The 22,086-nt window shown below is 69.1% G+C and carries 22 protein-coding genes and 2 tRNA genes; 6 read left to right on the forward strand and 18 right to left on the reverse strand.

Annotated features, from left to right (window positions below):
• Positions 1-139 precede the first annotated feature (139 nt).
• The 7 genes from J3S20_RS12705 to J3S20_RS12735 form a co-directional block, all read right to left on the reverse strand.
• A complete protein-coding gene (locus tag J3S20_RS12705; protein ID WP_216836842.1) occupies positions 140-940 on the reverse strand; it encodes a YdcF family protein in 801 nt (266 codons plus the stop codon).
• Complete coding sequence (locus J3S20_RS12710) at positions 941-1,813, reverse strand: glycosyltransferase family 2 protein (RefSeq protein WP_216836843.1); 873 nt, start codon at positions 1,811-1,813, stop codon at positions 941-943. It lies immediately after the preceding gene.
• Positions 1,813-2,703 (reverse strand): glycosyltransferase family 2 protein, encoded by an 891-nt coding sequence (locus tag J3S20_RS12715; RefSeq protein ID WP_216836844.1) that lies wholly within the window; start codon positions 2,701-2,703, stop codon positions 1,813-1,815. The genes J3S20_RS12710 and J3S20_RS12715 overlap by 1 nt, the downstream gene beginning before the upstream one ends.
• The gene (locus J3S20_RS12720; RefSeq protein ID WP_216836845.1) at positions 2,700-3,821 is read right to left on the reverse strand and encodes a glycosyltransferase; all 1,122 of its coding nucleotides are present in this window, start codon (positions 3,819-3,821) and stop codon (positions 2,700-2,702) included. The genes J3S20_RS12715 and J3S20_RS12720 overlap by 4 nt, the downstream gene beginning before the upstream one ends.
• A complete protein-coding gene (locus J3S20_RS12725; protein ID WP_216836846.1) occupies positions 3,818-4,876 on the reverse strand; it encodes a glycosyltransferase family 4 protein in 1,059 nt (352 codons plus the stop codon). The genes J3S20_RS12720 and J3S20_RS12725 overlap by 4 nt, the downstream gene beginning before the upstream one ends.
• The gene (locus J3S20_RS12730; protein WP_216836847.1) at positions 4,873-6,393 is read right to left on the reverse strand and encodes a flippase; all 1,521 of its coding nucleotides are present in this window, start codon (positions 6,391-6,393) and stop codon (positions 4,873-4,875) included. The genes J3S20_RS12725 and J3S20_RS12730 overlap by 4 nt, the downstream gene beginning before the upstream one ends.
• A gap of 68 nt (positions 6,394-6,461) precedes the next feature.
• The gene (locus J3S20_RS12735; RefSeq protein ID WP_216836848.1) at positions 6,462-7,190 is read right to left on the reverse strand and encodes a sugar transferase; all 729 of its coding nucleotides are present in this window, start codon (positions 7,188-7,190) and stop codon (positions 6,462-6,464) included.
• 350 nt (positions 7,191-7,540) lie between these two features.
• On the opposite strand from J3S20_RS12735, the gene J3S20_RS12740 reads away from it, so the two are divergent.
• Together J3S20_RS12740 and J3S20_RS12745 are read left to right on the forward strand one after the other, a co-directional pair.
• Positions 7,541-7,681, forward strand: a complete 141-nt coding sequence (locus J3S20_RS12740) for a hypothetical protein (protein WP_216836849.1) — start codon at positions 7,541-7,543, stop codon at positions 7,679-7,681.
• Positions 7,682-7,696: 15 nt separating this feature from the next.
• Positions 7,697-9,370, forward strand: coding sequence for a DUF6311 domain-containing protein (locus J3S20_RS12745; protein WP_216836850.1), 1,674 nt, complete (start codon positions 7,697-7,699; stop codon positions 9,368-9,370).
• Positions 9,371-9,374: 4 nt separating this feature from the next.
• Here J3S20_RS12745 and J3S20_RS12750 read toward each other — a convergent pair whose 3' ends face one another.
• Positions 9,375-10,391, reverse strand: coding sequence for a glycosyltransferase family 2 protein (locus tag J3S20_RS12750; protein WP_216836851.1), 1,017 nt, complete (start codon positions 10,389-10,391; stop codon positions 9,375-9,377).
• 79 nt (positions 10,392-10,470) lie between these two features.
• On the opposite strand from J3S20_RS12750, the gene J3S20_RS12755 reads away from it, so the two are divergent.
• From J3S20_RS12755 to J3S20_RS12765, 3 genes are all read left to right on the forward strand, one after another.
• Complete coding sequence (locus tag J3S20_RS12755) at positions 10,471-10,929, forward strand: MarR family winged helix-turn-helix transcriptional regulator (protein ID WP_216836852.1); 459 nt, start codon at positions 10,471-10,473, stop codon at positions 10,927-10,929.
• Between the two features lie 215 nt (positions 10,930-11,144).
• A tRNA-OTHER gene (locus J3S20_RS12760) sits at positions 11,145-11,234 on the forward strand.
• Between the two features lie 12 nt (positions 11,235-11,246).
• On the forward strand, positions 11,247-12,185 hold the full coding sequence (locus J3S20_RS12765) for a hypothetical protein (RefSeq protein WP_216836853.1): 939 nt from the start codon (positions 11,247-11,249) through the stop codon (positions 12,183-12,185).
• An 89-nt stretch (positions 12,186-12,274) separates the two neighbouring features.
• Here J3S20_RS12765 and J3S20_RS12770 read toward each other — a convergent pair whose 3' ends face one another.
• The gene (locus J3S20_RS12770) at positions 12,275-13,237 is read right to left on the reverse strand and encodes a radical SAM protein (protein WP_246602725.1); all 963 of its coding nucleotides are present in this window, start codon (positions 13,235-13,237) and stop codon (positions 12,275-12,277) included.
• A gap of 73 nt (positions 13,238-13,310) precedes the next feature.
• On the reverse strand, positions 13,311-14,228 hold the full coding sequence (locus tag J3S20_RS12775; protein WP_216836854.1) for an alpha/beta fold hydrolase: 918 nt from the start codon (positions 14,226-14,228) through the stop codon (positions 13,311-13,313).
• 179 nt (positions 14,229-14,407) lie between these two features.
• On the opposite strand from J3S20_RS12775, the gene J3S20_RS12780 reads away from it, so the two are divergent.
• Positions 14,408-14,482, forward strand: a tRNA-Thr gene (locus J3S20_RS12780).
• Positions 14,483-14,574: 92 nt separating this feature from the next.
• Here the strand turns inward: J3S20_RS12780 and J3S20_RS12785 are convergent.
• The 8 genes from J3S20_RS12785 to J3S20_RS12820 form a co-directional block, all read right to left on the reverse strand.
• Positions 14,575-15,015 carry a terminase small subunit gene (locus tag J3S20_RS12785; RefSeq protein ID WP_216836855.1) on the reverse strand — a complete coding sequence of 147 codons (441 nt, stop codon included), beginning with the start codon at positions 15,013-15,015 and terminating at the stop codon, positions 14,575-14,577.
• 173 nt (positions 15,016-15,188) lie between these two features.
• Positions 15,189-15,977 carry a hypothetical protein gene (locus J3S20_RS12790; protein ID WP_216836856.1) on the reverse strand — a complete coding sequence of 263 codons (789 nt, stop codon included), beginning with the start codon at positions 15,975-15,977 and terminating at the stop codon, positions 15,189-15,191.
• A 428-nt stretch (positions 15,978-16,405) separates the two neighbouring features.
• The gene (locus J3S20_RS12795) at positions 16,406-18,235 is read right to left on the reverse strand and encodes a DUF927 domain-containing protein (RefSeq protein WP_216836857.1); all 1,830 of its coding nucleotides are present in this window, start codon (positions 18,233-18,235) and stop codon (positions 16,406-16,408) included.
• Positions 18,236-18,348: 113 nt separating this feature from the next.
• Positions 18,349-19,395 (reverse strand): DUF7146 domain-containing protein, encoded by a 1,047-nt coding sequence (locus J3S20_RS12800; RefSeq protein WP_246602726.1) that lies wholly within the window; start codon positions 19,393-19,395, stop codon positions 18,349-18,351.
• Entirely contained in the window at positions 19,389-19,736 is a 348-nt protein-coding gene (locus J3S20_RS12805; RefSeq protein ID WP_216836858.1) for a hypothetical protein, read from the reverse strand. Before J3S20_RS12805 ends, J3S20_RS12800 begins: the two co-directional genes overlap by 7 nt.
• A 77-nt stretch (positions 19,737-19,813) precedes the next feature.
• The gene (locus J3S20_RS12810; protein WP_216836859.1) at positions 19,814-20,281 is read right to left on the reverse strand and encodes a hypothetical protein; all 468 of its coding nucleotides are present in this window, start codon (positions 20,279-20,281) and stop codon (positions 19,814-19,816) included.
• A complete protein-coding gene (locus tag J3S20_RS12815) occupies positions 20,278-20,526 on the reverse strand; it encodes a helix-turn-helix transcriptional regulator (protein WP_216836860.1) in 249 nt (82 codons plus the stop codon). Before J3S20_RS12815 ends, J3S20_RS12810 begins: the two co-directional genes overlap by 4 nt.
• Positions 20,527-20,629: 103 nt before the next feature.
• Positions 20,630-21,952 (reverse strand): hypothetical protein, encoded by a 1,323-nt coding sequence (locus J3S20_RS12820; RefSeq protein WP_216836861.1) that lies wholly within the window; start codon positions 21,950-21,952, stop codon positions 20,630-20,632.
• Positions 21,953-22,086: the final 134 nt, after the last annotated feature.

Raw genomic sequence — 22,086 nt, forward strand, 5'->3', positions numbered from 1 at the left:
CGGCCGCAGGGACTAACCCGCGCCCGCGGAACGCGGGCGAGCGGCCGAATGGCCGCCGCGGCCAATGCCGCGAAAGCCAAGCGGCCGGAGGCCGCGCCGTCACGCCTCTGGCGTACCAGCGGCGCGACTGAGGTCAGGATCACGGCGCCGGGAACAGCGCCGGCGTCCGCCCCATCAGCCGATAGGCCACCAGGCCCACCCATTCGCGCAGCGCCCATTCCGCGTGGTTCAGCTTGGTGGGGAAGGGGTTGTCCCACCAATAGGCGGGGTCGTTGCCGGTGGTGTAGTTCACCGGCCAGGCGATGATGCGGCTCCAGCCCGCCGCGCGGAACACGCCCATGCTGCGCGGCATGTGGCTGGCGGAGGTCACCAGCAGCCAGGTCTCGCCCGGCTGGGGGTTCAGCAGGCGGTGGGTATAGACCGCGTTCTCGTGCGTATTGCGGCTCTCGTTTTCCAGCACCAGGCGGCCTGCCGGCAGGCCGAGGCTGGTGAAAAGGAGGCGCGCCGTCTCGGCCTCGGTGGGGCCGGACTGGTCGATGGCGGCGGTGCCGCCGGTGAAGACCAGCCGCGCCTCGGGGTAGCGCAGTGCCAGGGCCACACCCTCCGTCATCCGCTCTGCCGCGCCGTTCAGCGCGGGGATGCCGCGGGCTTCCGTCATCCGCTGCTCCACCGCGCCGCCCAGCACGATGATGCCGGTGACCTGCGCCGGCGGCGTGGCGGGGCGGGGGAAGCGGTTCTCCAGCGGCAGGGTCAGCAGCGCCGCGACCGGCAGGGCGAAGACCGCCGCATACCAGCCGATCCCCAGCGCCAGCGGCCAGCGCCCGAAGCGCCGCCCACGCCAGACCAGCAGCAGCCCGAGCACCGCCAGAGCCAGGGCCAGCGTATTCGGCCGCAGCAGCGCCCACAGCACTTTTGAGAGCAGGAACAGCAGGTCCTGCATCTACAACTCCAGGATGCGCGCGGGATGCGCTCGGCCGCGCAGCAGGTCCGTCAGTGCGATCAGGTTCCCCCGAAAACGCCCAAAGCGGTCCACATGCGGTTCCGGCGCCAGGGATCGCAGCGCGTTCATCGCGGTGTGGCGCGCGGCGGAGGGGATGGCGTGGCTCCAGGGAAAGGTCCCCTTGCGCGCCAGATAGACCGGGTTCGCCACCTGGCTATAGCCGAGCCGCAGCCCGGAGACGCGCCCCGACTTGGCGCCCAGATGAACGCCCCGCGCGCCTGCCAGCCGCAGGATGGAGCCGTGCCGGCCCAGCGCGCGGGTCACGTCGATATCCTCGTACCAGCCATAGAGCGGCAGCGATTCATCCACCCGGATCCCATGCGTGCGCAGGGGGGCCAGGCGAAAGGCCATGTTGCAGCCATAGCCGTTGAAGTGTGGCGTCACGGCCAGCGCATCCTCGGGCGGCACATCGGCCGCCAGCAGCGCGCGCCCTTCCGCCACCGAAAGCCCCGGGCCCTTGGCGCCGTCCGCGATCACGGTGCCGGTGGTCACCACGCAATCCGGATGCGCCATCAGCACCCGCTCCGTCACGGCGAGGTAGTCCGGCATTGGCAAAAAATCGTCGTCGAGGAACAGCACGGCGTCGCAATCGCCCACGGCATCCAGGATCGCGTTGCGCTGCCGCGGCAGGCCGGCCGGGCTCGCCATGAACTGCACCTGCGGGAAGCGCGCCGGCAGGCCGGCGATATCCTCCTCGGTCACATGGCAGACCAGCACGCGGTCCGGCGCGCGGGTCTGCCGCCGGAGTTCGTCGAGAACCTCCCCCAGTATGACGGCGCGGCCGCGGGTGGCGATGCCGATCGCCAGCCGCATCAGCGATCCTCCTCCGGCTGGCCCTCGATGGCCGGCCGGATCCGCCCCGCGGTCGCGTCCCGCCGCGCAAAACCGCGCAGCCGGCCGAGGAAGGTCATGCCGTAATAGGCCGCGTCGCGTGGCCGCAGCCGCAGCAGGCTCAGCGCCAGCCCGCCGATCGGGCGGATGGCGAAGGGCAGCCAGACGCTGGCCGGCACCGAATGCCGCCGCAACGCGAAGCCGAGGCCGCCGCCATAGAGCCAGGCGCGGGCCACCGCGACCTCCGACAGGCGCTTGTCCGGGTGGATGATGCGCAGGCTGGGATCGTAGATCGCCTTGTGGCCCACGGTCACGGCGCGCAGCACCAGGTCATTTCCCTCGGCCGAGCCCAGGCCGGTGCCCGGCCCCATGGTCTCGTCATAGCCGCCGAGGCGCAGCGCCAGGCCGCGGCGCAGCCAGAGGTTGAACTCGATGACGCTGGTCCAGGCATTGGCCGCCGTGATCGGCCCGCCCTCCACCCGCCAGCGGCCGGAGCCGAGCCCGCCTTCCGGGCTCTCGGCCGGGCCGGTCAGGATCATCAGCGCCGGGTCGGCGGCGAAGGCATTGGCCACGCGGTCCAGCAGCCCGGGCGGATAGAGGCAGTCATCGTCGGGGAAGGAGACCAGCGCCCCGCGCGCCTGGCGCAGGCCGAGGTTACGTGCGTGGTTGGCGCGCGCGATGGAGGAGCGCAGATGCGTGATCCGCAGCGCCTCCGTGTACGGCGCCAGAAGGGGGGCAAGGCGGCCATCCTCGTTCTGGTCGACCACGATCACCTCGATGTCGGCGCGGCCCTGGGCCGTGACGCTGTCGAGGAATTCCACCAGCTCCGTAGTGCGGCCGCGGGTTGCGACGATCAGGCTGAAATGGATCATGGCGCCTCCATCCCCCGTGCCGCGCAGGCCTCGCGGATCAGCCCCAGCATCCGGTCACGGAACACCTCGCGCGAGAATCGCTCGGCATTGGTCCGGCAGGCTTCGGGGGCGATGGACAGGGATTCGAACTGGGTCACGGTGGCGATCAGGCTTTCCGTGGTCTGGCGGGGGAACAGCAATCCGGTGACGCCGGGCCGTACGATGTCGGTGGCGCCGCCGCGGCCATAGGCGATCAGCGGCGTGCCGCAGGCCTGGGCCTCCACCATGCCGATGCCGAAATCCTCCTCCGCCGCGAAGACGAAGGCGCGCGCCGAGGCCAGCAGGGCGACGAGGTCGGCCTGGCTGACGCGGCCGCAAATCTCGATATTGGGGGCGGTGCCGGCGGCTTCCCGGACGCGCCCCATCTCTGGCCCGTCGCCGGCGATGATCAGGCGCTTGTCGGGCATCTGGCGAAAAGCCTCCGCGATCAGGTCGATTCGCTTGTAGGGCACCATACGGGAGGCGACGACATAGGCATCACCCTTCGCGGCCTGGAAGGGGAACCCCTCAAGGTCCACCGGCGGATGCACCACCACGCTCTCCCGCCGCCAGGACTTGCGGATGCGCTCCGCGATCCAGCTGCTATTGGCTGCGATCACATCGGGCCGGGCGCCGGAGGCGAAATCCCAGGCGCGCATGCGCGACAGCAGCCAGCGGGTGAGCGCGCCCTTCACGCCGCGCTCCATGCGGGCCTGGCGCAGATACTGGTGCTGCAGGTCCCAGGCGTAGCGCATCGGGCTATGGACGTAGCTGACATGCAGCGTCCCGGGCCCGGTCAGCACCCCCTTGGCGACGGCGTGAGAGGAAGACACGACCAGATCGTAGCCGGAAAGATCGAATTGCTCCACTGCCAGCGGCATCAGGCCGAGATAGTAGCGAAACCAGCGCCGGGCGCGCGGCAGGCGCTGGATGAAGGAGGTGCGCGGCACGCGGCGGCCGAGGAAGGCGCGCTCGCTTTCCGGCAGGAAATCGCAGACGGCGTAGAGATCGGCCTGCGGGAAGATCTCGAAAAGCTGCTCCAGCACGCGTTCGGAGCCCGCATAGCTGTCCAGCCATTCATGGACGATGGCGATCTTCATCGACGGTCCACCAATGGGGCCTCCATCAGGGCCAGCAGCCGGTCCGCCGCGGCGGGCCAGGAGAAGGCGGCGGCGCGGCCCCGGCCCGCCATGCGCAGCCGCTCGGCCAGCAGCGGTTCCTCCAGCAGGCGGGTCAGGGCGGCGGCGGGGGTGCGGGGGCCCTCGGCGTCGAAATACAGCGCGGCCTCCCCGCACACCTCCGGCACCGCGCCGGCGGCGGCGGCCAGCACCGGGCAGCCGCACCACATGGCCTCCAGCGGCGGCAGGCCGAAGCCTTCGTAGCGGGAGGGGAAGACCAGGCAGAGCGCGGCCTCGTACAGCGCCCGAAGCTCGCCATCGCTGACCCGGCCGAGCGCCACGGCCGAATCGACATCCCCGGCATTGCGGAAGACGCCGGCATCGGCGGCGCCGGCCACGGCCAGCTTCATGCCGCGCGCCGCCAGCAGGGCCACGGCGTCGCGCAGCGCATCGAGGTTCTTGTGCGCGGCGCGGGTGCCCACCGCCAGCACGAAGCGGCCGGGGGTAAGGCCATGGCGCGCCAGCACCTCCGGCTCCGCCGCATCGCGCAGGGCATGTTCGCCACCTTCCATCACCACGCCCATACGCGCGGTGGGCAGGCCCAGATGCAGCGAAAGCCGGCCGCGCGAAAATTCCGAGACGGTGACGATGCGGGCGCCGCGGCGCGGCAGGGTCCAGTGCAGGGCGCGGTACCAGGCGCGGAAGGCAAAGGAATAGCTTTCCGGCGTGTCGAAGACCCCGGCGTCATGGATCACCAGGGTCTGCGCGGCGCCGACCCGCAACGGCGCGGTATTGCCCAGGTTCAGCAGATGCTGGCCGGACAGCGCGCCGGGCAGGTCGAACTGTTCCCAGGACTGGCCGGCGCGGCGGCCGATGCGCTCCACCGGCAGGCCGGCAAAACTGGCCGGGGCATCGCGCGGGGCGAGCAGGCGGATCGGGCGGCCGGACTGGGCCAGCGCCGTCACGGTCTCCCGCGAGAAGCGCTGCACGCCGGACATCTTCTGGGTCAGGAAGCGGGCGTTGATGGCAAGCGTCATGCGGCTTCTCCGCGCAGCACGGCGCGGATGCGCCAGGGGCGACGCAACAGGCCGCGGGCGTCACGGCGCTCGGCCGCGGTCAGGGCGAATAGCCCGGCGGCGGTGAAGCCGGCCAGCGCCAGCAGGGCGAGGGGGATCGGCAGCAGGCCGGGCAGCAGGATGGCGAGGCCGAGGCCGCCGGCGAAGAGCGGACCGGCCAGCTGGCGGGCGGTGGCACCGGCCGCCGGGTAGAGGCGCGCCACGAGGAACAGCCGCCCGAAGACATCGGTGGCGCAGCGCAGCGCCCAGGCCGCGGCCGCACCCTCGATGCCGATCCAGAGCAGCAGCAGCGCGGACAGCGGCAGGAAGACCAGCGCCTGCAGCAGCTGCCACTTGGCGTTGGCATCCGGCCGGCCGATCGCATCCAGCAGCGCGCCGGGCGCGAAGGCGGCGCAGGAGAAGAAGATGCCGACCGAGAGGATCTGCAGCACCCGCCCGCCGCCGGCGGCGAAATCCGCGCCGAGCCATAGCCGCAGGATCTCCGGCCCCCAGACCACCAGCACCAGGCAGGCCGGCAGCACGGCGGCCATCACCAGCAGCGCGCCGCGGCGCAGCAGGCCGGCAGTGGCCTCGGCATGGGAGAGATAGGCGCTGGCCATGGCCGGCAGCAGCGCCTGCGCCACCGCGACGGGCAGGATCCACATGCGCATGACGAGATCCAGCGGCGTGGCGTAGTAGGCGACCGCCGCCAGGGTCAGCAGCGCGCCCACCAGGAATCGGTCGGCATAGAGCAGGGCCTGCGTCAGCACGCCGGAGGCGCTCATCCACCCGCCCATCCGCAGCAGCGGCGCGATCAGCGGCCAGGACGGCCAGACCGGCCGCAGCCCCGGCAGGTCTCGTCGCGCCAGCCAGAGGTAGGAGAGCGTATTGGCCAGCCGGCAGGCGAGCAGCGCCAGGATCACGCCCACAAGGCTCTGCCAGACCATCAGCACCAGCACCGGGCCGAGATAATAGAAGATGGCGACGGGGATGGCGGCCAGGTTCGCCTCCCGGAACCGCTGATGCGCCGCCAGCGTGCCCCAGAGCGCCGCATTCACCACGACGAGCGGCGCGGCGGCACACAGCCAGCGGAAGGCGGTGATGGCTTCCGCCTGCAGCTCGGGCGGCGTGTTCAGCAGCCCGGTGACGAGGGCTGGTACGAAGGCGAAGGCCAGGCCGGCGATGACGGCGCTCAGCAGGCCCAGCGCGCTGATCGCGGCGCCGGCCAGTTCCGCCGCGCCCTCGATCTCCCCGGCGCCGATCCGGGCCGAGAGCGCCCGCGTCAGCGCCGCCCCCACGCCCAGGTCGAACACTCCGAAGACGCCCACCAGCGCCAAGGCGAGGGTGAAAAGCCCCCAGCGGTCGATGCCCATCTGCCCCACCAGCACCGGCGTCAGCGCCAGGGCCAGCAGCAGGGGCAATCCCCGGCCCGCCGCATTCCACAAGGTGCCGGAGAGAAGCCGCCCCCCGGAGGCGCGATGTTCGGCCGAATTGGCCATGACCTGCGCCGTTCCTGCTGAAAGTCAGAGCGGCGCGGTATGCCGCGCGCCGCCGCGCATGGGAAGGCTCAGTAGGCGCCGCGCCGGGCCAGCACCGCCATCGGGGTGCGCAGCAGGATCCGCAGGTCGCCGAGAAGCGAGTTCTGGCGGGCATAGGCCACGTCGAGCGCCACGCGCTGGGTATAGGAGGTGTCGTTGCGGCCGGAGACCTGCCAGGGGCCGGTGATGCCCGGGCGCACCGCCATGTAGTGCTGCGCCGCCGCGCCGTAATAGACCGCCAGCTCCGCCGCCTGTACCGGGCGGGGGCCGACCAGGCTCATCTCGCCGCGCAGCACGTTCAGGATCTGCGGCAGCTCGTCCAGCGAGGTGGCGCGCAGGAAGCGGCCGATAGCCGTCACGCGCGGATCCGCCTTCAGCTTGCGGGTGGCTTCCCATTCGGCGCGGGCGGCCGGGTCACGCTCCAGCAGCGCGGCCAGGCGGCGATCCGCATCGGCGACCATGGAGCGGAACTTCAGGCAGCCGAACAGCCGGCCGCCGCGGCCCACACGCTCATGCGCATAGAAGGCCGGGCCGCCATCCATGCGGACCAGCAGGCCAATCACCAGGAAGACCGGCAGGCAGAACAGCAGCAGCAGGCCGGCGCCCAGCAGATCAAGCCCGCGCTTGGCGATGGCCTGCGCGCTGGCCGGGGGCTCGGCGGCGGCCAGGGGCTGCGCCTCGGCCGGGCTGAAGGCGAAGATCGATCGCCGGGTTTCGGGTTCCCGCAGCAGTGTCTGGATATTGTCCAGGCCAGGCATGGAGGTCCTCGTGATCGCGGCGGGGGCCGCTTCTTGTGTGGGCGGGTCGGGCTTCCGGCACGATGCGGCGTGGCAGTGGGCGGCCGCAGATCGGGTCAGGAGCTATTCCCTTGATGGGGGTGATACGCGTAGGGATGGGCGGGTTTGGGACGCGCTTGCGGCGGGATTGTGGCGGCTGCGAAAGGTCCGCCGAATCCTTTGCCCCTCCACGAAAAAATCATGATCCCGCCGCTTTTCACGGGACAACACCCGCCGCGGTTGTGCCATAATTGGGCATGCGCAACTCAGCCTTCCGCCATGCCCGATCCGAGCGTCCGGATGCCGATGTTTGGACTGCCCTTCCGCCCCGCATGATGGTGAACCAGGCCCCCAACAAGTCCCGCAACAAGTCCCCCAACAAGTCCCCCTCCGGCAGCCCGGCGCGGGGCATCGGCCTTGCGGTGATCCTGTCCGGCGCCTTCTGGATCGCGGTCGTCAGCTGCATCGCCTGATCCGGCCAGGCTGGCTTGCGTGAGGCGCCGCGGCGCGCCTACACGGCGCGGCTGTGCGCCCCTGAAGCGGCGCCCCGGCCGACAGGAACCGCGACGCTGACCGAACGCCAGACCACGCTGCTGTCCTATGCGGCGGCCTTCGCCCTGGGCCTCGGCCTGGCGCTCTGGGTCTTTCCGATCGATTTCCTGTTCCCCCGGGCCGGGCAGGCCTGGCGGCCGGCGGGGGATGCGGCGCAGCACATGGTGGCGCAGCGCTACCTGATCGCCGATGCCTGGGGGTGGCCGCCGACCTTCGCCGGCAACCTCAATACCCAGGAGGGCGGCATGAACACCGCCTTCGCCGATTCCATCCCTTTGCTGGCGCTGCTGCTGAAGATGCTGCGCGGCTGGCTGCCGGAGGGGTTTCACGGGATCGGGCTGTTCTACGGCCTGGCCTGGCTGGCGCAGCCCATCGCCGCCGTCTTTGCCCTGCGCAGCGCGGGGGAACGGCGGCTGCTGCCGGCGATCGGCATCGCGCTGGCCGCTTCCTCCATGCCCGCCTGGATCGGGCGCTTCGGCCATGCGGCGCTGTGCGGCCATTTTCTGCTGCTGTTGGGCCTCGGCCTGTATCTGCGGCTGGTGACGCGGCCGAGCGTGGCGCTGTGGATCGCGGCCGCGCTGCTGCAGGTGGCGACGCTGCTGGTCCACCCCTACCTGGCCGCCATGACGCTCGCCCTGCTGGGCGCCGTGCCCGCCACGCGGCTGCTGCGGGGCGAGGCCTTCCTCGGCCCCGCCTTGGCCGTGGCGGCCAGCTTCGGGCTGGTGTTGGGTGTGATGGCGGGCTTCGGCTACCTCGGCGCCCAAGGCGATGGCGGCTACGGGCAGTTCGCGCTGAACCTGCTCTCGCCCGTCTGGCCGGCGGGCTCGCTGCTGTCCGGCTGGCCCTGGTCGCCGCAGCTGGATGCGACCGGGCATGGCGGGTGGGAGGGCTACAACTGGCTCGGCGCCGGGCTGCTGGGCGCGCTGGTGCTAGGGCTGCTGCTGCGGCCGCGCTTTGCCTGGCGGAGGCTGGGGCGCCATGCCGGGCTGGCCGTGGTGCTGCTGGGGCTGACGGCGCTGGCCGTGTCCTTCCAGGTGGGGTTCGGGACGCGCATCGTGCTGGACCTCGGCCCGCCACCGGCGGCGCTGGAGCAGTTCCGCGCCTCCGGCCGCTTCTTCTGGCCCGTGGCCTATGCGCTGTTGCTGGCGGGGATGGTGCTGCTGGCGCGGGTGCGGCCCGTGCTGTGCCTGGCGGCCGGGCTGCTGCAATTCGCCGATGCCACGCCGCTGCGCGCCGCCATCGCGGACTGGGCCCAGGCCCGCCCGGCCTGGACGGTGGAGGCGCCTGCCCTGCGCGCCGAACTGGCCTCGGCCGGCTCGCTCACTTTGCTGCCGAGCTGGACCTGCCTGACCCATGCGGATGCCGCGACCTATCCGCAGCTGCTGGAGGTGCTGGTGCTGGCCTCCGAACGCGCGGTGCCGGCCAGCACCATGTATGTCGCCCGCTGGCGCACCCCGCCCGCCTGCCGCGACCAGGCGCTGGCCGCGGCCCCCCTCGCACCCGGCGAGCTGCGCCTGATCCTGCCCGCCGCCCAGGACAGCCTGGCGCCGCTGGTGCCGGACAGCGAGGCGCGCTGCCGCCCGATCGGGGCGCTGCTGGCCTGCCGCTGAGGGCTCAGCCGGGCCCGGCCTTGGGCGCCATCTCGCTCGGCACATGGCGTTCGACGATGTACAGCGGGCGGCGCTTGGTCTCGTTGAAGATGCGGCCGAGATACTCGCCGATGATGCCCAGCGTCATCAGCTGCACCCCGCCGAGGAACAGCACCACCGCCATCAGGCTGGGATAGCCCGCCACCGGATTGCCGAACAGGATCGTGCGGATGATGAGCTGCACGCCATAGATCACCGCGCCGAAGGCGGTGAACAGGCCCAGATAGGTGGCGATCTTCAGCGGGCCGACGGTGAAGGCGGTGATGCCTTCCAGCGACAGGTTCCAGAGCTTCCAGTAGTTCCACTTCGTCTCCCCCGCCGCGCGCGGCGCGCGGTCGTACAGGACAGGCACGGAGGGGAAGCCGACCCAGGCGAAGAGGCCCTTCATGAAGCGGTGCTGTTCGCGGAGCGCCAGCAGCGCATCCAGCGCGCGGCGGCTCATCAGCCGGAAATCGCCGGTATCGGCCGGCAGCTCCACCTTGCCGCCGATGCGCTTCATGACGCGGTAGAAGCCCGCGGCGGTGGCCTTCTTCAGCCAGGTCTCGCCTTCCCGCGCGCGGCGGCGGGCATAGGCGACGTCATACCCCTGGCGCCAGGCGGCGACGAGGTCCGGGATCACCTCCGGCGGGTCCTGCAGATCCGCATCGATGACCACCACCGCCTGCTCCGCCGCCGCATGATCGAGCCCGGCGGTGAGGGCGATTTCCTTGCCGAAGTTGCGGCTGAGATTGACCACGGAAACCCGCGCATCCTGCGCCCGCAGGCCGAGCATCAGCGCCAGCGTGCCGTCGCGGGACCCGTCATTCACATAGACCACCTCCCACGGCAGGCCGATGCCCTGCATCACCGGCACCAGGCGGGCATGGAAGGCGGGCAGCACCTCCTGCTCGTTATAGGCGGGCACGACGACGGAGAGCGCCGGGCGCGCATAGGCGGCGGCATGCGTCTGGGGGGCGGGCAGGCTGGGAGCTTCGATGCGCATGGCGCGCAGTGTGGCCCGAGCCTTGCGGCAATTCCACGGCGGTTGACGGCAGGTATTGGGCCGCGGGACCCTGGGGGGCATGCCGAACACCCCGCCGGAGACCATCCGGGACCTTCTCTCCTACCGGATCCACCGGCTGGCCAATGCGCTGAGCCGAGGGGCGGCGCGCCGCTACCGCCGCGATTTCGGCGTCAGCCTGATGGAATGGCGCATCCTGGCGCTGCTGGGGGGTTTCGCGCCGATGACGCTGCGCGACCTGGCCCGGGAATCCGGCCTGGACAAGGCGCAGGCGTCCCGCGCGGTGAAGGCGCTGGTCGCGCGCGGGCTGGTGGAACGCGCGACCGGGGCGCAGGACGCGCGGGAGGTGGCGCTGCGGCTTTCGGGGGAGGGGGCGCGGCTGCAGGCGGGGCTGATGCAGGCGGCGCGGGAGCGGGATGCGGCGTTTCGGGGGGCGCTGCCGGCGGAGACGCTGGCGGTGCTGGAGGAGGCGATTCGGGTGCTGCAGGCGGAGGCGCGGCGGCAGACGGTGGAGGGGTAGGCAAGCGCTGTTAGAAAGTCTGAACATTAGAGCCACATCCATGGCTAGCTTGACGCTGTCGACGGTCCAAAAGGCTCCAGCGGTATCTTTGAGCGGCTCGGTTTTGGCGGCTTGCCCAGGACTAATTCGCCTGTGCGCCCCGGTGGACCCTAGCGTATAGCCAAGAATGCGACTTAGGGCTTTTCTCAAACATACGATGAGGATATAGGGTCTGCGCGTTGGTAGCTTAGTGGTAGAGCTCCTGACTTCAAAAAGCCTCGGCTTTCTCAGATCGGGCGGCGCGGGTTCGAATCCCGTTCGACGCAACAAGGAGCTCCATGACGCTCTACCTCAATGAAAGCCATGCACGGAGGCGGTTTAAGGAGCTTCTTGGCCAAGCAAACCACATGATCGTAACGATCTTGGTCGGACTTGACGCCGTTGAGCAGGGTCTCGTGACGGCACCGCCTCCCGATCTTCATGCAGCTTGGTCACCGGCGAACCCAGTTAATTCAGCGAGGCGGGCAAGACGGCTTGTACTGGATATGGTGCTCGTACGTTCAGTGGATGCCGTCGATGTGTATTTGAGGATGTGCCGGCGCTCGCCTGGCTTGATTCAAGAAGTAGAGCTGAAGAACGGTGTTGATGGCGCTGGACGAAGTGTATTCAACAAAATTTTGGCATTGGAGAAGCGCTATTGGTCTGAATCGCCGGTTTTGTTTTCTTTGGTTTCTGTGATGGTTGCTTGGCGCAACAAAGGCGCGCATGAGGAAGCGGATACGGAAGTAAGTGATCTTCACAGAAAAACGCTCCGCGACAATGCGGCAGACATCGCTTCCGTCTATCGAGGCCTCGACGTTGAGAGGTTGCTTGTTGGGTTTGACTCAGCAGCACCCACCTTCAAAGAGGTCGCATCCCTCATAAGTGCAGCCCAAAATTTTATCCATATTTTGGAGATTGCTCTTTTCCGAGACTTAGATGCGGATCAGTATTTGAGGGAGCTGGTCTGGAAGGCGCCGCCCGATGTCTATGGTAATTATGCTTATCTATTTAGAAAGAAGCGCTTGCAATCGATCTGGGGTCGAGACTATTCGGAAAGGCCCACGGCCGTTCGTAGATACTTGCGGCAGTTTGGCCTTGTGACTGACCGTAGGCACGATCATGCGGCCACCTTTTCTGCGTCCGCGATCGATAGACTCTGCGCACGAACGCCGCTGGAAGTATTTGAATGGGCCAACCCAGAAAAGTCAGTTGAGGTGCTTGACAAAAAAGACTAATCAGCTCGCGCGGATTTATTTTAGTGTTAGTGCCATTTTTGCTGGCCTCATAGTTGGGGTAAAATTGGGCCGCAGTCGATTTTTACTCATCACCCCGAACAGCTCGCCCCCCCCAACACGCAAAACTTCGCGCAATGCGGGTGGTTCAGCGCCACCGGTCGCGCCGCCTCCGCCAACGTCCCCCCCAGCTCGAACTGCGCGTCGTAGGGCAGCAGCGTGCAGGCCACCACCGCGGGCCTTTCCGCCCCGCGCCGCTTCACCACCATGCGCGAGGTCGCGCACATCATCTGCTCCGGGTGTTTCCCCAGAATGCCCCAGCAGGCCTCGGTGATCTCCGGCACGTCCACGGCCGCGTCCATCTCGGGAAACAGCATCAGCGCCACCGGGTCCGCGGCCTCGATCGGAATGGCGTGTTCGGCGAACAGCCGGGCGAAGCCGGCGCGCATCGCGGCCTCATCCTCCCCGCCAAAGCTGGCGCGGCCGGCGACGTGCACGCGAAACCCCTCGCGCGCCAGCCAGCCGAGGCCTTCCAGCGTGGCGGCGAAACTGCCGGCGCCGCGTTCGAAATCGTGGTGCGCGGCGCTGTGGTGGTCCAGGCTCACACGCAGCGTCAGACGCTCCGTCCCGAACCGCTCCCGCACGTCCAGCAGTCTGCGCGCATACCGCTTCATCGGCTTCATCGCATTGGTCAGCACCAGCGCCTGCAGGCCACGGCCCAGCACATCTTCCAGCATCGGCACCAGGCCGGGATTCATGAAGGGCTCGCCGCCCGTGAACCCCACCTCGCGCAGCGCCGTGCCCGTCGCCGCGGCCTCGTCCAGATAGGCCGAAACCTCCGCCGCCGAGAGATAGACCAGCGCATCGTTGCGCGGGCTGCTTTCGATGTAGCAGGCGCGGCAGGTGATGTTGCAGAGCGTGCCGGTGTTGAACCACAGCGTCTCCAGCGCCACGGGCGCCACCGTCGCGCGGCGCACCCCCTTGGCGGTCACGGCCGGGTCGCGGAATTTTTCGGGGGCGAGGGGCCGCGGCATGGCCAGGCTCAGTGTCGACAAGGCGCGATCCTTTCGCGGGCGGCGGCCCCCCGTAACTTCGCGGCGGGGTGGGGCGGGGTTACGCAGGCGGGCGTCATGGCGCGGTGAGGAATTCGCGCAGCGGCGCCACCATGGAAGCCGGCGCTTCCTCCATCGGCACATGGCCGAGGCCAGGCAGCACCACAAGCCGCGCCTCCGGCAGGGCGCGCAGATAGTCCTGGGCGTTCGCCACCGGCACCATCCGGTCCTCGGCACCCCAGAGCAGCAGGGTGGGGGCCGAGATCCTGGCCAGGATCGGCTCGGGCGGCGGCAGCACATGCTGGCCGGCGCGGGCGACGATCGCCTGGCGCACGCCGGGGGCCAGCAGCATGTCGCGATAGGTGGCGAAGCGCGCCGGGGTCAGCGTGGCGGGGTCGGCATAAGCGGGCTCCAGGCTCGCCCGCAGCAGGCGGTCCGGCAGGGTATAGGGCAAAGCGCGCAGCAGCAGCGGCACGCGCGGCGGCGCGTCGTAGCCGATGCCGGGGCTGGCAAAGCCGTCGGGCGCCATCAGCACCAGGCGGTCCACGCGCTCCGGATGCGCCGCGGCGAAGCGCCAGGCGATCCGCCCGCCCATGGAACTGCCAAGGATATGCGCCCGCGCCAGCCCCAGCCGGTCCATCAGCGCGACCAGCACCGCCAGGGCGCGCGCATCGGTGTAGTCGCCGCTGGGGTCGGGGCCGGTCAGGCCGAAGCCGGGCAGGTCGAGGCGGATGACGCGGAAATCCGCCTCCAGCATCGGCGCCACCTCCTCCCAGGCCTGCAGGCTGCTGGCGAAGCCGTGCAGCAGGATCAGGGCAGGGGCCTCCGGCCGGCCGGTGTCGCGCAGATGCAGGCGCAGGCCCGCCACCTCCAGGAAGCGGGACGGGGGCGCGGCATAGCTGGCCTCCAGCGCCGCGCGCGGCCGGTCGGGGGTGTAGAGCCACCAGGCGGCCGCCAGCAGCACCAGCGCGCCCAGGATAAGAATCAGACGCATGCGGAAGGGGGGTGGGGGCGCATGAGCCATAGATGCGGATGGCGGCCGCCCTGTCGATGGTCCCGCGGCGGAAAACCCGGCTTCCCGCGGCAGGGCTGCGGCGGGGCGAGCGGCCTTTCACCCGGGGGTTGCGCCGGGCTGGCCGGGCCGCTAGGAAGCTCTCCGCCCTCCGACGGCACGCTGCTGTAGCTCAGTGGTAGAGCACTCCCTTGGTAAGGGAGAGGTCAAGAGTTCAATCCTCTTCAGCAGCACCACGCCCTTTCAATTACATAGCGGCGCCGCGGACCTTCGCGGACTCATCGGGTAGACATGTCGCGGACTCACTGCGGACTCATCTGCGCGCGAGCTAGCGCTGGCCCTGTATGGCGGTCCGCAGCCGCTCCTTGAGCTCAGTCGCGACCGCGGCCGCCAAGCCATGCTTCGCGGCGAAATCCTCGGCAGCTTGAAGCACGGCGTTGACGACGGCAGCTGACGCGGCTGCGGCGATGAGGGGTGGCATTGGCGACTTCGCCAGAGCGGTGAGCGCAGATGAGCCGCGACGCTGGCCCTCGCTCGGCCCCAGCCCATCCATCTGGATTGAATCGAGGTAGGCCTTCCGGGCAGCTTCTTCCTCCGCCCTGAGCTGCGCCTTTCGATCAAGGTGCGCCTTCACGGCTTGAGCATCGAAGACCCACGGATGCCCGTTGGTGCCACGCTGCACAACTGGCAGATCAGGGTCGGTCGCAAGGCGATTATTTAGGGTCGGCAGCGACATGCCGAGGAACCGTGCAAGATCACCCTTGTTCACTGTCACCCCTCCGAATAGAAGAAGACCCAAAAACGGAAAAGACAACGCAAAGCATTCTTTTATAATTTAGATCCCGCCTCTTACCGGGGTCCAAATTACCCGTGTACCGGCCGAGATCTGGGAAGGACCCGCGCAATATTGTTGCGTCGAGGTCCCCCCCTCGGCCCTGCCGGTCACTTAGACTGCTTCAAGGCGAGGTCGATGGCCTTGGCCATCAGGCGCGGGAAGTCCCGCTCGATGCTCGCACGGGTGATGCCTTCGAAGTCGAGGCGCGGGGTGTAGCTGGGCGGGCTGCCGACAATGGCAGCCACCGGCAGCACCAAACCCAGCGCCCGATTGCGCACCATGTAGATGCCTGGCGGCAACCCACCGCCGCCTAGATCGTCCTTCCGCCGCCCCTGCGGCCGCCCTGGCACGATGGCGAAGTAGCTCTCCCCCTTCCGCAGGCCACGCCCCTTGCGGCCCCATGCATTCTGGGTGGAGCCGACTTCCTTGAAGGCGTTCAGGCTGGAGAGGATCTTCACGATCTGCCCGGCCTTCATGTTCCCATAGGCGTCGAGGTCCGCATACCGGGTCGGCACCAGGTAGTAGCCTGGCGGCAGAACCCCCGCATCCGACAGCGCCTTTTCGTGGGACTTCTGTCCTCGCGCGCCACCATCGATCTGTGTCCGCAGATAGACCGAGGCCGGCAGCCCCTTCTTCTTCATGTCGATCCGATCGCGCAGCGCCACGGCCATGTTGAGGTATCTCGGCTGCGCCTTGTCCACCAGAACACCGCCACGGGTGTACTGCATCGGCCGGTCCAAGACGCGATCCATCGCCTCCCACACCGCCTCGCGCGCGTTAAAGCCTGTCCAGTTGAGAGCGTCTGCCGAGGCCTTCGGCAGGCGGTTCTTGGCATAGTCCGCAAGCATAACCGTCATGCGGTTCAGGTCACTGCGGAAGTTGAGCTTCAGGGTCATGGCTAATACTTCCCGTTTATACCGGGAATAGTACCACAAATCGGCCATGGCTGCGATTGGATTTTCATGATCGCAGACAAAGGCAAGTCGATCGCCTGAATTTTCCTCCCACCGGACCCTTAACAGCGCCACCCCCTGAACCAATCGTGCGGCTTGCCCTCTTACTACCCCTTCAAAATCGGTGTTCCACGTGTTCTTGTGTTCCAAGTGGGTATAAGCCTCTGTAGTATAACGGGAAATCCGGAACACCGTTACGAATTCGGGCCGGAACACCTTGGCCAAAGGTGTTCCAGATTGAGATGCCCCGGGGCCGCGCCAGACAGCAGCCGGAGGCACAAAAAAGGCCGCTCCCTCGGAACGGGGAGCGGCCTCAAAGCCGCACGGCGGCAGGCCAGCCGCGTCGGCGCGTGAAGGAAAATTCGCCTATGTCAGGGGGCCTCGCCCGCGTCACCCGTCGCCAGCAGCGCCGGTGCGATCTCATAGAGGCGGGTCTTTCCCACCCCTGCCACGCTGAGAGCCTTCGAAGATTTCCCGTCCGCGCCGGGGATCACATGCCCGCGTTCCACCAGCACGCGCATGGCGGCCCGCGGATTCAGCCCCGCCAGCGCCTCGGCCATGCCTTCGCTGGTCACGTAATATACCCACCGCCAATCCTGCGCATCGGCCGGATTGACCTGCCAGCGGCGCCAGCCGGCCCGCTTGATGGCGCGGAAGCGCTCCGGCGGCGGCGTGCCCGCATGGTCTTCCTGCCCATCGCCCCCGCGGTCTTCGGCGTCCTGGCGCCGGCTGTTCCGATCCGCCCAGACTTCGAAGCGGGAAGGGCCATGGGAAAGCAGGAAATCGCGGAGCTTCCGCATCGCTGCCGCGTCCTCCCGCGCCCCCACTGTCCCGCGCTCCGAAAGCGCCGCCTCAAGGCAGAGGCGCGCGGCGCACTCTGCATCGGTCGGTGGCCAAGGCACGATGCCAGCCTCGGCCGCCAACTCGCCGGCCGCGGCGATCAATGCGAAGCGGCGCGTCATCCGCTGCACCTGGCCGTCCGCCCCGGCGGGGGCCAAGCGCTTGAAGACCGCGTCCACAAGCTCCGCCAGGCGTCGCCGAAAGGCCGCCTCATCCACCGCCATTTGCGAGGTGAGCCACACGATGAAGGCCCGTGCGGCGACGCCATAGTGGTGCCGCGTGACGGCCTCGATACGCTTGGCCAGGGCCCCGCCATCGGCGCAGCCGTGCAGATCCTCGAAAAGGCCATGCCCCGCGCCAGCATCGGCCGGGACATGGACCAGCCGCACTTCCTGGCCCGCCATCACGCGCTGGCCGGCCTCGGCCATCTTCGCTTCAAGGGTGCCTTCGCCGGTGGAGAAAACCAGCAGCCGGAAGCGCGCCTGCTGGCGCATGAAGCCGCTGCGCTGCGCTCGCAATTTCCCGGCGCCGTTCGCGATCATGAAGACGACGTCGCCAACTTCCTGCGCGCGCGCCTGGTTCATCTCATCCAGGATCATCAGGGCGTCGTTGTGCAGGGAGGCCGCGCCTTCCTGCCCGTTGGCGGTGCCGTTCCAGGACCGCCAGAAGTCTTTCGCGCCCTCCCGCGGCCCGCCACCCCACACGCTGGCGGCGACGCGGCCGGCGGCGCTCTTGCCCACCGATGAATTGCCGACGTAGTGGACGCCGCCGCCTTCCTCGCCCAGCAGCTCCAGCAGCGGCCCAGCGAGGGCGGTGCTGGCGGCCAGCATCAGGCGTGAATTGCCAATGCAAAGCGCCCCCACCTTCGCCTTCCAGTCTTCCAGCGACCCGGCCTTGCGGAAGTCGTGCGACTGCGGCTCCGCCGACTGCAGGATGACCCGCTCCCGCGCCTCGCCGATGACCCCATCCGGCAGGACGAACACCAAGCGGTCGCCGACACGATGCCACCCGATGCGCGGCACGCTGACCGCGCGCTCCGGCGTCTGGATGCTGCAAAGGTAATCCATGAAAGCCTGGCGCGCCGCCTGACTGCTGGCCAGGTCGAGGCCGCAATCCGCGAGGATCTGCCGCACCTCTCCACCCTCACCGGCGATCAGCCGCTTGGGGATGGCGAGCTCATGCACCACGCCATCCCGGTTGCGGAAGTGCAGCAGCAGCCCCCAGGCGCGACTTTCCGGGTCACGGGTCTCCGCCAGCACGCGGAAGGGCGCGGACAGCCATAGCGGCGTCTTTTCCTCCCGCTTGCAGAACAGGCCGCGCACCGGGTTCATGTCGAACCGCCCATCGGTGCGATCGGGCACCTTCGGCACCGGAGGCGCCGCTGGAGGCGCGGGCGCCGCGCCTTCCACAGCTCGGCGCACGGCATCGCGCGGGCGGCGACGGCGCGGAGGATCTTCGTCGGGGCTAGGCGCCGTCATGCTTGCGGTTCCGCCAGCAGCAAATCGTTGAAGTCGGAGCCGATCGGGCTGCGCGCGATCCGCACGATGCGCCCCTCGGCTTGGTGCTGCGCGACCGCGCGGGAAACGGCATCGCGGGCCTGCGCCCCTTCGTCATTGTCGGCGCAGAGGATCAAGGTGCGGACCTGAGGGGGCAGCGCGAGGCGCGCGAAATTGGAGACTGAAACGGCGGCGACCACGCGCAGGTCCGGGCAAGCGAGCGCGACGCTCAACGCGGTTTCGATTCCCTCCGCGGCGGCGACCGTCTCGCCCTCCGGCGCCTCGCGCATCGGCTTGCCGGATGCGCCACGCTGCAGCGGGATGAAGCCGCCAGCAAAGCCGCCCAGCACGCGCTTGGCCTTGGCAAGAGGCGCCTTGCGCCACTGGCCCGCCGCGTCTCGCGCCAACCAGGTGCGATGGGTGGAGAGATGCGTGCCCTCGCCATCGATGATCGCCGCGACCATTGCGGGCAGGTCCCGGCCGGCCTCCGCGCACCAGACGGCAGGGTGAAAGCGCAGCGCCCGCGGCTGCCGCCCGAGCTCCGCCAGCGCGATGCCGCGTCCGCGCAGATAGAAGTCCACGGGCGTGCCGGCGATCGACGGCTGCGCCGCCAGGAATAGCGCCAGGGCCGCCCTGCGGCGCGCCTCGGCCTCGGCATCCAGCCCGCGGTCCTTCGGCGCCGGCGCCGCCGGCGGGATCGCGGGCGCCGTGCTGCCGGGGCCAATGCCCAACCAGCCCCGCGCCCAGCGCAGCGCCTCCCGTTTGTCACCGCCGAAGCGGATGGCGGCGACCAGATCGAGCGCATCGCCGCGCTGGCCGCTTGCGAAGTCGCACCACACGCCACATCGCTCGCCGCGGATTCGCACCGCCAGGGACTGGCCACGCTCGCCGGCCAGCGAACCGCAGCGCCATTCGGCACCGTCCCGCCGGCCGTTCGGCAGCAGCTCCCGTGCCAGGTCTTCGACCCGCTGCGCCAGCATGGCCGCGATCGCGCCAGCGTCGAAGCCGTCGCGCACCGTCACCATGTCTCGGGCCAGGCCGTGGGGACCCGCACCGCCATGCGGAGGATGAAGTCACGGTCCTGCGCGGGCAGCCGGCCGCGCGAAAGCACCACATCCACCAGGGCAGAGGTTTCCGCCGCATTGAACAGCGCGGGCCAGACCAGGCACTGCCGAGCAGCCTCCCGCGGCGGCATCAGTTCCCACCAGAAGCGCCCGCGAGGCGGCACTTGGCAACGCAGCACAGGCGCCGGCGCGTCGCGCAGGATGTCATCCCAAGTGAGGCCATGCGCGGCCAGCAGGCGCGGCAGGGCGCGAGCGAACACGTCCCTTTCGGCCCAATCCAAGCTGCCCAGCTTGGTTGCCATGCGCACTATCCGCCCGCGCAGCTCTGCATGCGGGCTCGGCTGCTGCGGCTGGCATGCCGAGGCCTGTGGCGCCGCCATCACAGGAACACCAACCCACGGCCAGCCGCCGTGGCATTCTGCGCGGCCGCACGCGCGATGCTCGGCGGCCCCACATCCAGGCGCAGCGCGTCGGGCGCATGGACCGTGGCGAAGTCGGCCCAAGGCCGATAGGTGGCCTCAGCGCATTCCACGATGATGCCGCCGGGCTGCGAAGCCGCCGTGGCCGCACAGACGGCGGCATAGGCTTCGGGATGGGGCGCCCCAGCGAAGATGCCCAGCGGCGCGCCGCTGCGCATTGCACTGAACCAGGCGCGGAGCTCGGGCCGATCGAAGGCGACGGGCCCGCGCGAGCCACCCGATACTTCATCCAGATCATCGCCCAGCCACAGAAGCGCGCGTCGGCCGATACGATGTGGCGGCAGCGCATCGCCCCACTTCACCATGTGCACGCCGCAGCCGGAGGCGCGCAGCGCCAGCAGGTGCCGGATATGCAGCGGGACCATCATGCGGGCGCGCCCTGCGGCTCGGCCTTCGCCGCCTTCACCGTCTCTTCCGAGGTGGAGCGGAAGCGGCGGGCCGCTTCCCATGCCTCCACATCGGATTCGCGATAGACGACAAGGCGGCCGCCGGGCATGCGCAGATAGGGCGGCCCGCTGCCGTCCTGGCGCCAGCGCTGCACGGTTCGAATATCGACGCCTTCGCGCTCGGCGAGCTGCGCGGAGGTAAGGTGGTTGGTTCCGCGATCGGACATGGGGCCTTCCGGTCATGAGACGACAGGCGGCGAAACTGCGCCCATCGGGCGCGGGGCGCCTGAGTCCGCAGGCCGAAAGCTGCCCAAGCCCGGGAAATGTCCATTAATCGGCCTTTCCGCCGGACGCCTGCGGTTCCGCCTGCCCAACGGCGGGAGAGAATTTCGGAAGATAGATCAGTCCAATCCCGTAATCGGGGAAGGTCGGCCAGGAGGAGGGCGCCCGCTCCCCAATGATCGCACAGACCTCGCTGCGGATCGCCTCGTCTCCGGGCACTTCAACCCTAGGGCCTCCAAATCTGTAGTGCTTGCTCCAGATGTCTTTTACTTTAGGAACGACAATATCGACGCAAAATATTTCAACGCCGAGTACATGTCCATGGTCAATAGAATATTTCGGAAAAATATGCGCGCAGTTTATGGCGGCGCATCGAATAACATCACTCTCCCGCGGGATTTGATTTTTAAACGCAGCCTCAGGAAGCTGCAAAAGATTTATGTTATCCTTAATTGTGTCGTTTGACAGGTCGGGCTCGCCAATCATCTTCGCGAGACGATCGCCAAACGCAGGATTCACTGACACGCGACCACCATCGATGGTGGATTTGTTGTCGGGATACGAGCGAATCCAGAAGAGGATGCGGGCGAGCTTTCGCATTCTGGCCTCGCGCAAGGGGCGACCTAGCGGCTTCGGGCCGTCGGATCGTACTCGGGGCGGTCGGCTGGGCTTCGGCTTCGGCGCGTCCGCCGCAGGCGCCGTCACGGCAGCCGAGGCCGTCGCCACCGTGATCTGGTGAAGCGTGGTATTCCGCCACCTGGCCAGCCCACCCAACCAGTCGATCTCTTCGACGGACAGCCAGGCATGCGAAGGAACGGGCGCCGGCGCTTGGCCGTCCTGCGCACCGGAGGCGACAATCAAACCCGCGTCGAGAGCGCGCAGCAGATCCAGGCGCCGCCTGAGCATCCAGAGCTGCAGCGCAAATTCCACGAGGCCGACCGATAGGCCGCCCTCATCAGAGGCGTCGGGATCGTAAGCGAGGCTCGCCAGCCCGCCGCGCTGCCGGCGTAGATCCGGGACGCTGCCCGGCAGGTGCGGAGGCTCAATCAACCGCTTGCCGGTCAAGGCATCGAGCTTCGCCGCCAGCCCGCGCCACACGGGATGAACAAAGAGCTCGCGCGCCACGAAAATCGGAAGCGATTCACTCCCCCAAGGCTGCCGCAAGTCGAGAACCCCTTCGGGCACTTCGCGCGCCAGGACGACGACTGCCCCTGCCGCCTCGGCATCCATTGCCCGAGGCATGGGCATCGCGATCACATGGCCCGCACCCAACCCGCTGCCGGTCCCTGCCGGATCGCGCCGCAGAACCAAGGCCAGCGCCAGCGCGTGAACCGCGCCTGGCGCCGTGCCAGCATCCTCCATCGTCGTCATCACCACCCCACGCCGACCATCCCCACGCGACGAAGGAAGCGGCGCGGCCGGCCGGGCGTGGGGTCCCGGCGCGCGGCGGCCAACCGTGGCCGCGCCTTGCTGCAGCATCGGCGGCGGCATCATCCCGGGCAAGT

It is taken from the genome of Falsiroseomonas tokyonensis (assembly GCF_019024325.1).
Lineage (GTDB): Bacteria > Pseudomonadota > Alphaproteobacteria > Acetobacterales > Acetobacteraceae > Falsiroseomonas > Falsiroseomonas tokyonensis.